The organism is Dyella sp., from assembly GCF_036746095.1.
Taxonomy (GTDB): domain Bacteria; phylum Pseudomonadota; class Gammaproteobacteria; order Xanthomonadales; family Rhodanobacteraceae; genus Dyella_B.
On the sequence record NZ_DAIOEU010000095.1, the window covers coordinates 1 to 10,559 of the forward strand.

The 10,559-nt window shown below is 63.0% G+C and carries 11 protein-coding genes and 2 tRNA genes; 2 read left to right on the forward strand and 11 right to left on the reverse strand.

Features of this window, described 5'->3' with window-relative positions; genetic code table 11:
- Positions 1-148: 148 nt before the first annotated feature.
- The 11 genes from V7M64_RS21515 to V7M64_RS21565 form a co-directional block, all read right to left on the reverse strand.
- Positions 149-234, reverse strand: a tRNA-Tyr gene (locus V7M64_RS21515).
- 103 nt (positions 235-337) lie between these two features.
- The gene (locus V7M64_RS21520; RefSeq protein ID WP_333682148.1) at positions 338-826 is read right to left on the reverse strand and encodes an acyl-CoA thioesterase; all 489 of its coding nucleotides are present in this window, start codon (positions 824-826) and stop codon (positions 338-340) included.
- A 36-nt stretch (positions 827-862) separates the two neighbouring features.
- Positions 863-1,360, reverse strand: coding sequence for a GNAT family N-acetyltransferase (locus V7M64_RS21525; protein ID WP_333682150.1), 498 nt, complete (start codon positions 1,358-1,360; stop codon positions 863-865).
- A 70-nt stretch (positions 1,361-1,430) separates the two neighbouring features.
- Positions 1,431-2,522, reverse strand: a complete 1,092-nt coding sequence (ychF, locus tag V7M64_RS21530; RefSeq protein ID WP_333682151.1) for a redox-regulated ATPase YchF — start codon at positions 2,520-2,522, stop codon at positions 1,431-1,433.
- 57 nt (positions 2,523-2,579) lie between these two features.
- Positions 2,580-3,164 carry an aminoacyl-tRNA hydrolase gene (gene pth, locus V7M64_RS21535; protein ID WP_333682152.1) on the reverse strand — a complete coding sequence of 195 codons (585 nt, stop codon included), beginning with the start codon at positions 3,162-3,164 and terminating at the stop codon, positions 2,580-2,582.
- 83 nt (positions 3,165-3,247) lie between these two features.
- A complete protein-coding gene (locus V7M64_RS21540) occupies positions 3,248-3,907 on the reverse strand; it encodes a 50S ribosomal protein L25/general stress protein Ctc (protein ID WP_333682154.1) in 660 nt (219 codons plus the stop codon).
- Between the two features lie 194 nt (positions 3,908-4,101).
- Positions 4,102-5,040, reverse strand: coding sequence for a ribose-phosphate diphosphokinase (locus V7M64_RS21545; protein WP_333682164.1), 939 nt, complete (start codon positions 5,038-5,040; stop codon positions 4,102-4,104).
- A 205-nt stretch (positions 5,041-5,245) separates the two neighbouring features.
- A tRNA-Gln gene (locus tag V7M64_RS21550) sits at positions 5,246-5,322 on the reverse strand.
- 112 nt (positions 5,323-5,434) lie between these two features.
- The gene (locus V7M64_RS21555; RefSeq protein WP_333682156.1) at positions 5,435-5,989 is read right to left on the reverse strand and encodes a GNAT family N-acetyltransferase; all 555 of its coding nucleotides are present in this window, start codon (positions 5,987-5,989) and stop codon (positions 5,435-5,437) included.
- Complete coding sequence (gene lolB, locus V7M64_RS21560) at positions 5,986-6,597, reverse strand: lipoprotein insertase outer membrane protein LolB (RefSeq protein ID WP_333682158.1); 612 nt, start codon at positions 6,595-6,597, stop codon at positions 5,986-5,988. Before lolB ends, V7M64_RS21555 begins: the two co-directional genes overlap by 4 nt.
- A complete protein-coding gene (locus V7M64_RS21565) occupies positions 6,594-8,402 on the reverse strand; it encodes a tetratricopeptide repeat protein (RefSeq protein ID WP_333682160.1) in 1,809 nt (602 codons plus the stop codon). Before V7M64_RS21565 ends, lolB begins: the two co-directional genes overlap by 4 nt.
- Before the next feature lie 65 nt (positions 8,403-8,467).
- On the opposite strand from V7M64_RS21565, the gene hemA reads away from it, so the two are divergent.
- Together hemA and V7M64_RS21575 are read left to right on the forward strand one after the other, a co-directional pair.
- Positions 8,468-9,748, forward strand: coding sequence for a glutamyl-tRNA reductase (hemA, locus tag V7M64_RS21570; protein WP_333682161.1), 1,281 nt, complete (start codon positions 8,468-8,470; stop codon positions 9,746-9,748).
- Positions 9,749-9,816: 68 nt separating this feature from the next.
- On the forward strand, positions 9,817-10,559 hold a 743-nt coding region (locus V7M64_RS21575; RefSeq protein ID WP_333682163.1), incomplete at its 3' end, for a PCRF domain-containing protein.

Here is a 10,559-nt window from a genome sequence, read left to right on the forward strand (position 1 = left end):
GAACCCGCACCATCAGCTTGGAAGGCTGAGGTTCTACCATTGAACTACTCCCGCTCGGTGCGGAACTCATCTCTCGACCACATCGGCGCGTTCAACCGCTTTTGCGATCTACCTTCCAGCCTGACCACGATGACCCGTGGCAATTGACTGGTGGAGGGAGGTGGATTCGAACCACCGAAGGCGTAAGCCAGCAGATTTACAGTCTGCCCCCGTTGGCCGCTTGGGTATCCCTCCAACAAAGAACGGCTATTGTGTGGATCGGGGCTTGGTGTGTCAACACCTTGACGAGTGAAACGGCCGATTTTTCGTGACTTTTCGAGGGAGCCAGCGCGTGACCTCAATCGTTTCCCGCGCCGCCCGTATCCACCCATTGCGCCATGCTCTTGGATATCTCCAACAAGTGCCTTGCCTGCTCCTGCAAGCGGCGCTCATTCTCGTCGCGCGGCATCCACTGAGGTACAGGCGTTGGCTTGCCCTCGGGCTTATCCAGGGCAACAAACACCATCACGCAACTGGTCGCCAGGCGCTCTTCGCCAGAACGCAGATCACGCGCCAGCACATCCACCGCCATCTGCATGCTGGAAGTACCGGTGTAGATCAACTTGGCCCGGACGCTGACCAGATCGCCGATCAGGATCGGCTTGACGAACTGAATGCCACTCACCGCTGCGGTGACGCAATAAGCCCCGCTCCAACCCACAGCACAAGCGTAGCCAGCCTGATCGATCCACTTCATCACCATGCCGCCGTGCACCTTGCCGCCGAAGTTCACATCGGTGGGCTGGGCAAGGAAACGGAATGTGACTTCGTGCTGCTGGCCTGACATGGAATCTCCAACCGGTACACCGACGTGAAGGCCACATTATGCCCGCTTGCCGTGTCGCGCCGGCAGCCGAAGGCTCATCGGTGTGGTCATCACGCCGCTGGGGGAAGGCCGCTCCGGACCCTCCACACAGAATCCCAGCCGAACGTATACCGGCACGGCGCAACGGGTGGCATTGAGCGTGAAGCGTTGTGTGCCGGCGCGCCTGATCGCATCCTGCAACGCTCGCCGCCAGAGTCGCCGGGCAATACCTCGCCCCTGATAGCGCGTGCTGACGTAAAAGTGCAGCAGATGACTGTCATCGCGCATCGCCGCAACACCCACCAGCACCTCGCCCAGATAAGCCAGATGGAAGCGCTGACCTTCCATGATCCTCTGGCGCAGCATGGTGGCCGAAAGGCGCGAAAGTAACGCCTGGCCCGCCTTGCGTGGCTGATCAGGCAATACCCAACGCTGCACGACGCGACGACTCAGTGCGCCGATGGCGCGGGCATCAGCCGGTTGTGCGAGGCGCATACGCAATGCTTGCTGAGACATGGGCATCTACTCCATGCATTGGCTACATGCTCGCATGAAAAAAGCCCCGCTACGCGGGGGGCTTCAAATCTCAGACGTTGAACAAGAAGTGCAGCACATCCCCATCCTTGACGATGTATTCCTTGCCTTCCTTGCGCAGCTTGCCTGCCGCCGCAGCTCCGGATTCGCCCTTGTAGTGAATGAAGTCGTCATAGGACACCGTTTCCGCGCGAATGAAGCCACGCTCGAAATCGGTGTGGATCACACCCGCGGCTTGCGGCGCCGTGAAACCACGCTTGATGGTCCATGCGCGCACCTCCTTTACGCCAGCGGTGAAGTAGGTCTGCAGATTGAGCAGCTTGTAGCCGGCGCGAATCACTCGATTGAGGCCAGGCTCTTCCAAACCGAGATCCTTCAGGAATTCATCGCGATCAGCATCATCCAGTTGCGAAAGCTCTTCTTCAATGGCGGCGCATACCGGCACCACTTCGGCGCCCTCCATCGCAGCACGGGCACGCACGGCATCAAGGTGCGGATTGTTTTCGAAACCATCCTCGCGCACGTTGGCGATATACATCAGCGGCTTCAGCGTGAGTAGGAACAGATCACGCACCAGCGCCTTTTCTTCGTCGTCCAGGCCAAGGCTGCGCGCCGTCTTGCCCTCATTGAGGCCAGCGGCGAGCTTTTGCAACACGGGCTTCTTGGCCAGCGCCTCCTTGTCATTGGCCTTGGCGGCGCGCTCGGCGCGATTGAGCGCCTTTTCGACCGAATCCAGGTCGGCCAGCGCCAGTTCGGTGTCGATGGTTTCGATATCGGCGATTGGATCGACCTTGCCGGCCACGTGGATGATGTCGCTGTGCTCGAAGCAACGCACCACATGCGCAATGGCATCCACTTCGCGGATATGTGCCAGGAATTTGTTGCCGAGACCTTCGCCTTTGGAGGCACCCGCGACCAGGCCGGCGATATCGACGAACTCCACGGCAGTGGGAATGATCTTCTGCGGATTGACGATATCCGACAGCGCCTGCAGGCGCGGATCAGGTACCGGCACCACGCCCACGTTCGGCTCGATGGTACAGAACGGGAAGTTGGCCGCAGCAATGCCCGCCTTGGTCAGCGCATTGAACAAGGTGGATTTGCCGACGTTAGGCAGGCCGACGATGCCGCATTTGATGCCCATGGTTATCGATCCGAAATAGGAAGCTGGAAAAAGGAAATAGTAAGCGGCAAGCGCCGTTCAACGCTTTGCCGGCGTGTGCAACTGCTGCATCGCCTTGTCGAGCTGCCCATCAACCGCCAGCGGCAGCACGTTCAGCGCGCGAGCGATGCCATCCAGCAGCGCGTCTTCATCAGTGGCGGAGGGGCGGCCCAGCACCCAGGAGGTGACCTGATCCTTATGGCCGGGGTGCCCGATGCCTAGGCGCAGGCGGTGGAATTTGCCATGCCCCAGATGAGCCATGATGTCGCGCAAGCCGTTCTGGCCACCGTGGCCGCCGTCGAACTTCAGGCGTACGGCCCCCGCAGGAAGATCCAGGTCATCGTGGGCGACCAGGCATTCCTCGGGTTCGATCTTGTAATAGCGCAGCGCGGACGCAACGGCGATGCCGCTCTTGTTCATGAAGGTGGCGGGCTTGAGCACCCATGCCGACTCGCCACCGATGCGCAGCTTGCAGGTTTCGCCGTGCAGCTTGCCGTCGAAGCCGAAGCGCTCGCTCTGGCCTGCTGCCAAGGCGTCAACAAACCAGAACCCGGCGTTGTGCCGGGTTCTGAGGTATTCGGTACCGGGGTTGCCCAGTCCGACGATGAGTCGTAGGCCTGCCATGGGTCGAAAGTTCGCCGCTCGGTTGGCCCCTCATCCCTACCCTCTCCCACCAAGGGAGAGGGGCAAGTCCGAGGAGAAGCGAATTACTTCTTGGTTTCCTTGGAAGCCTCTGCCGCCGGCTGGCCTTCGGCACCTTCGGCGGCCGGCGCTGCGTCGACTTCTTCCTGCACGGTCACGGCGGTGACGACGGCCACGTCGTGATCCACCCCCAGGTGAAGCTCCGGGATTTCCACGTTCGTCGGCAGCTTGAGCTGCGACAGATGGATGATGTCGCCCGGCTTCAGATCGGACAGGTCGAGCTCGATGAACTCCGGCAGATCCTTCGGCAGGCACGAGACCTGCACTTCGTTGAGGTTGTGCGAGATCACCACGCCAGCAGTCTTGCCGGCCGGCGACTTTTCCTGGTTCAGGAAGTGGAGCGGCACATTCACGCGGATCGCTTCGTTCTCGTTGATGCGCTGGAAGTCCATGTGCAGCATCTGCTGCTTGAACGGGTGCTTCTGCCAGTCGCGCACCAGCACTTTCTGCACCTTGCCGTCGACGTTCAGGTCGAGCACCGAGGAGAAGAACCACTCGTGGCGGGCGGCGAGCAGGATGGTGTTGTGCTCGATCTGGATGCTCTCGGCGGGCTGACCCGCACCGTAAACCACTGCGGGCACGAAGGACGCACGACGCAGGCGGCGGCTCGCACCTTTCCCCTCGTCTTTGCGCGCTTGCGCCACGATTTCATGAGTCTTGGCCATGTTGGTATTGCCTTGGGTTGGAAAGCCGCCTCACGGCGACTGGATTGACTCCCCCGCGACCAGGAGAGCCGGAATGCCCGCTGAGGCGGGCGGAAAAGCGGACAAGTATACAGAAATTACGGCACGGCTACCCATGGGCCGCCGCCAGCCAGAGGCGCCGAACCCTGGCTTTCGCCGGGGCGACCAGAAGGGGCTTAGTCGATGTACAGCGAGCTGACCGACTCGCCGAAGGCGATACGACGGATCGTCTCGGCCAGCAGCTCCGCCACCGAAAGCTGGCGAATCTTGGCGCAATTCCTGGCGTCCTCGCGCAGCGGCAAGGTGTTGGTCACCACCAGCTGATCCAACTGCGACCCTTCGATATTGCGAATCGCCGCACCAGACAGCACCGGGTGCACGCAATAAGCGACCACCTTGCGCGCGCCGCGCTCCTTCAGCGCGGCCGCGGCGGCGCACAGTGTGCCGGCGGTGTCGACGATATCGTCCACCATCACGCAGGTCTTGCCCTCCACGTCGCCGATGATGTTCATCACGGTGGCCACGTTGGCCTTGGGACGGCGCTTGTCGATGATGGCCAAGTCCGCATCGTCCAGTCGCTTGGCGATGGCGCGGGCACGCACCACACCGCCTACGTCCGGGCTGACCACGATCAGATCATCCATGCTGTAGCTGCGCCAGATGTCGGCCAGCAGCAGCGGCGAGGCGTACACGTTGTCCACCGGCACGTCGAAGAAGCCTTGGATCTGGTCGGCGTGCAGGTCGACCGTGAGCACGCGATCGACACCGGCCGTACCGATCAGGCGAGCCACCAGCTTGGCGGTGATCGGCACGCGCGCCGAACGCGGGCGGCGATCCTGGCGGGCGTAGCCAAAGTAAGGGATGACCGCGGTGACGCTGGCCGCCGAGGCGCGCTTGAGCGCATCGACCAGGGTCAGGAGCTCGAACAGGTTCTCCGCGCTCGGCGCGCCGGTGGGCTGCAGCACGAACACTTCCTGGCGGCGGACGTTCTCTTCGATCTCGATCTGCACTTCGCCGTCGCTGAACTTGCCGACCAGGGCCTTGCCCAGCGGGATGCCAAGGCGATGGGCGATATCCTCGGCCAGGGCACGGTGCGCATTGCCGGTAAACAGCATCGGACTGGACGTATCCACGGTTGTTTCCTCAGAACCAGGCCATTGAGTCAGCTTGGATTGAAAGGCGCACTCCGCGCTCCTTCCAACCGCCCCTCCGGTACACGTCCGAATGGAGCTTGAAAAACGTCGAGCACACAAGTGCCCGAGGTGATGCAATCCATCCTATGACTGCGCAAGCAGGGGTCGAATGCCCCCCTGTGCAAAATGGCTGGGGCGGTAGGATTCGAACCTACGCATGCGGGAATCAAAATCCCGTGCCTTAACCAGCTTGGCGACGCCCCAGTATTCGTTGGTATTTGCCCCGGCTCAGCGTAGCGACCGGGAAGCAAAGAAAGAAAATTGTGGCGGGGACCGCCATGCGTGTCAATTCAAATTGCTGATCGCGCGCGTACGCTCAGACCGCAAGCGTGCGCGACATGAACACGCGCAGCGCCTCCGGAAAACCATTCTCGTGATCGCGTTCGCGCGCATAGGCGTAGGCGGGATCGTTTTTATCCACCACCACAAAGCCGTGCCGGGCGTAGAACGGCGCATTCCACGGCACGTCGGGCAACGTGCCCAGATCGATGCGGCGATAGCCTTTTTCCTGCGCCCATGCACACGCGTGCTCGAGCAACGCCGAACCGATGCCGCGCCGATGAAACGCCGGCAGCACGTCGATTTCGGCAATGCCGACAACGTCGCCATGCAGCTCCACATCGAGCCACACGAAACCCACCACCTCGCCGCTCGCCTCGTCCACGGCCACCCACACGAAGCCGCGCCGGATTTCCTCGGCCAGCAAGTCTTTCGGAATGGAAAGGCGGGCATAGAACCGCCACGCCGGATGATCGCGGAACAATTGCACCGCGGTGCGCTCGATGTCACAGATCACGTCGACGTGGGCAGCGGTAGCGCGCTGGATATGAAATGACACCGGCTCAGTGCCGGGTTGCTGCGAAACGGTCACTGCAGACTCCATGATTCGATGGCCAGCCTCACCTTGTACGGTGCCTTTTCCGCAAACACCTTCGCCGGCAGCGGTGGCTGGCGCGTCATATCCCAGGCGGGGTAGCTCACGGTCCAGCCGTCCTGCACCAATACCGAGGGCAGCCGATCATTGCCAAAACTCAGATCGGCCTGCGCGCCCTGCGCCCGCAGGCCGAGCACCCAGGCGCGCAGTTCGTCGAGCGGAACCTCCCAATGCAGCGTGCGGCGCATCAGGCTTTCCGCATCCGGACCACGCTGCGGACCGCCTTCTGCGCCATCCAGTTCCGCGCCGTCCGGACCGCCGGTCAGGCGATAGCTCTTGCCGGAAATCGGCAGACGGAAGATGAACTCGTAGCGATCGCCATCCTGCGTCCAGGTAAAGGTGCCGCTGCCGCCGTCCTGGGCATTGTAGATGCCCAATTTGCCCTGCAAAACCCAGTGATCGGCGTTCGCCAGTTGTTGTTCGCGGGCCTCCTGCCGCGCCAAGGCTGTCGCATCGCCCTTGTTGCGCACCAGCGACGGTGTTGTGACGCACGCAGCCAGCAACAGCGGCACGAGCGCCGCCCAAACACGGAAAAATGATTTCATGGCTCCAGCCGCTTCAAGGTTTGTTGCAGGGTGGCGTTGTGCGGGTCGGCGTGGCGCACTTCGTCGAACACTTGCTGCGCCTGGCTGCGATTGCCCTGTTTCCACAGCACCTCGCCAAGATGCACGCCCACGTCGGAGTCCTTGCCGGTCTGCCACGCGCTGCGCAGCACGGCGACGGCCTGATCGAGATGTCCAAGCCGGTACTGCAGCCAGCCCCATGAATCGGCGATGGAGGGATCGTTCGGCTTGGCAGCGCGTGCGGCGGCAATCAACCGCTCCGCCTCCGGCAGGTCGCGATCCGCATCGGCAAGCGTGAAGCCTAGCGCATTGCTGGCGTCGACATCGCCCGGCTTGAGCTCCAGTAGACGATGGAAGTCCGCCACGGCCGGATCGACCTTGCCGATCTCCGCATACGCCAGTCCGCGCCCATACAGCAGGTCCGGATCGTCCGGTGCTACCTGCAGCGCATGGGTAAAGGAGTCGATCGCCTCGGCGTAACGCTTCTCGCGCAGATAAAGATCAGCATCCACTTCGTACGCGCGGCGCAACTGCGCCGGCTGATCGAGGTAATCCGTCTGCATTTCGGCCAGCTGCTGATGTGCTTCCGCGCTGCGACCCAGGTCCTGCAGCAGGATTGCGCTGCGCAGGTCAGAGTCAAAAGCGTGGTCATCGTCGTCGGGTACCTGGTCGTACCACTTCAGGGCTTCTTCCTTGCGGCCCAGCACTTCGGCTAGCTGGCCGAGCAGGTAGGCGCTGGCGTTGCGTACGTTGTCTGGCGCCTGCGACAGCTGCGTATAAACCTGCCGCAGGGTCTTGTTGTCCTTCTCGTTCGCAGCCAGGGCGGCGCGCAGTGCGTAAGTTTGTGCGTTCTGTGGGCCTTTTTCGAGCAATTGCGTCGCCTGTGCGTACTGGCCGCTCTGCCCGAGCAAGGATGCATAGGTAAGCCGCAGGCCGACATTGTTCGGATCCTTTACCTGCGCCTGGCGCAACAGGTTGAGCCCGCCGGTGCGATCGCCATTGTTGAGTTTCAGCTGCGCGGCCCAGGCGTATGTTTCCGCCGTGCCGAAGCGCTTCAAGGCGCCGTCGGCGACCTGCTGCGCGTAGGCGTGCCGGTTCAGTTGTTCGCCCAGCTCGCTCATCGCCAGCCACGCCTTGGGATCCGCCGGCAGGCGATCGGGGGTCGCCAGGGACTCGAGCAGGCTCCCAGCAAGCGCCGGATCGCGGCTGCCGATCAGCACGCGGCCGAACATGCGCCAGGCGTCCTTGTCCCCGCTGGTGATCAGCAAGGTCAGCTGCCGGCGAGCCTCGTCCGTCTTGCCCTGCTCCACCGCCAGCTGCGCCCGCGCCTGCGCCAGCTGGGCGGGCGTCGCGCCAAGCTTCTGCCAGCGATCGATGGAGCGCTGGGCGGCTTCCTGATCATGGATGGCGATGGCCAGGGCGACCGCCTTGCTGGCCACCTCAGGGTCGCTGGAGATCATCATCGCCTTGTCATACGACTGCGACGCGGCCTTGAGATCGGAGCTCGACAACGCCAATTCACCGGCCAGCAACTGGGCCAGCAAATCGTGATCCGAGTCCGGGGTGGCCACCACCATCCGCGCCAACGGCTGCGTCGACGCCGCCGTAGGGGCACTCGACCGCTGTGGCACTGCCGCGCATCCGGCCAGCCCAAGCACGACCCACCCTCCAGCTACAAAGCGCCGCACTTGCTTGAACTCGACCGTTCCGCTCAGCACACTATTCCTCCAACCAATTCGCCATTCTGGCGCACTCAGGGATGCTCGGTTCTGTTCACACGCAGGCATCACATGAATCCGAGCACATCTAGTCTACGCCGGCCCACGCCCGTCGCTCCCATTCGCATTACGTCATGAAGCTGATCGCCCTCGGGCTCAACCACCTCACCGCGCCGGTCAGCCTGCGCGAGCAAGTGGCATTCGACGAGGATGCAGCCGGCGCCGCCTTGCGCGAACTTGCGCACGAACCCGGCATTGACGAAGCACTGATCCTGTCCACCTGCAACCGCACCGAACTTTACGTGAGCGTCGCCGCCGGCGCGGAAAACGTGCCGCAGGAGTGGCTGAGCCGGCATCATCGTCTGACTCCCGGCAAGCTTGACGAGTTCCTGTATCGCCATGATGACGAAGCGGCTGTGAGGCATATGTTTCGGGTCGCCACCGGCCTTGATTCCATGGTGCTGGGCGAGCCGCAGATTCTTGGCCAGGTCAAGGATGCCTATCAGCAAGCGCGCGAGGCGCATGCGCTGAAGACACCCATGGATCGCCTGCTGCAGCACACCTTCGCGGTGGCCAAGCGCGTGCGCACCGATACGCGCATCGGCGCGCACACGGTGTCGGTGGCTTTCACGGCCGTGCGGCTGGCCGAGCGTGTTTTCACGGATCTGCGCCAGGCATGTGTGCTGCTGATCGGCGCGGGCGACACGATCGAACTGGCGGTGCGCCACTTGGCTGACAAGCAGGTACGCCGGCTGATCGTGGCCAACCGCACGCTGGAAAGTGCACAGGAACTCGCCAGCCGCCACGGTGGCTACGCCGTCGCCCTGCACGATCTGCCGCAGCACTTGGCCGAGGCCGACATCGTGATCGCCTCCACCGCCGCACGGCAACCCGTGTTGACGCGCGCCATGGTGGAAAAGGCCATCGCCGCGCGGCGGCGCAAACCGATGTTCATGGTCGACATTGCGGTACCGCGCGATATCGAGCCGGCGGTCAGCGAGCTGCCGGACGTCTATCTCTATGGCATCGACGATCTGCGCCAGGTCATCGACGACAACCGTCGTTCGCGCGAAACCGCCGCCCGCGAGGCGGATGCGATCATCGACCTGCAGGTCGAACGCTACATGGCGTGGCGCCGCGCCTTGACCGTGCGCAATCCCGCCCTCGACCTGCGCGCGCATGCCGAAATCTATCGCGACCAGGTGTTGGACAAAGCACGTGCCATGCTCCAGCGCGGCAAATCGCCGGAAGAAGCGTTGGCGTTCCTGGCCAACGCCCTGACCAACAAATTGCTGCACCACCCCAGCGCGCGGCTACGCGAGGCCACGCTCAGTGGCGACTACGATCTGCTGCATGCCGCAGGCCGCCTTTATGGCCTGAGCGAAGACGACAAAGTCGGAACGAGCGACGAATAGCGAGTGCGGCTGGCTGCCGCGCGACGCACGTTCTCGTTTGTTCTCCTTCCCGCATCTTTGCATCAACCATGACACCTTCCATCCGCAGCAAACTCGAAGCCACCATCGAACGCCACGAAGAACTCGCCCTGCTGCTCAGCCAGGCCGACGTACTGGCCGACACCACGCGCTTCCGCGAACTGTCGCGCGAATACGCACAACTTCAGCCGGTCGCCGGCGCCATGCGCGAATTGGCCAGCGCCGAGCATGAACTCGCCGACGCACGCGCCATGCTCGACGATCCCGACCTGCGCGACATGGCCACCGAGGACATCTCGCGCCTGGAAACGCGCCTCGCCGAACTCGACGGCGAACTGCAATTGCTGCTGATCCCGAAAGATCCGCGCGACGAGGCCAACCTGTTCCTCGAAGTACGCGCCGGCTCGGGCGGCGACGAAGCCGCCATCTTTGCCGGCGACCTGTTCCGCATGTACGCCCGCTATGCCGAGCGCCAGCGCTGGCAGGTGGAAGTGCTGAGCGAGAACCCGGGCGAGCACGGCGGCTACAAGGAAATCATCGCGCGCATCGAAGGCAAGGGTGCCTATTCAAGGCTCAAGTTCGAATCGGGCGTACATTGCGTAAAACGCGTGCCCGCGACCGAATCACAGGGCCGCGTGCACACCTCCACCGCAACCGTGGCGGTACTGCCGGAAATGGATGAGATCGAAGACATCGCCATCTCCCCGGCCGACCTGAAGGTCGACACTTTCCGCGCTTCCGGCGCCGGCGGCCAGCACGTCAACAAGACCGATTCGGCGATCCGCATCACGCA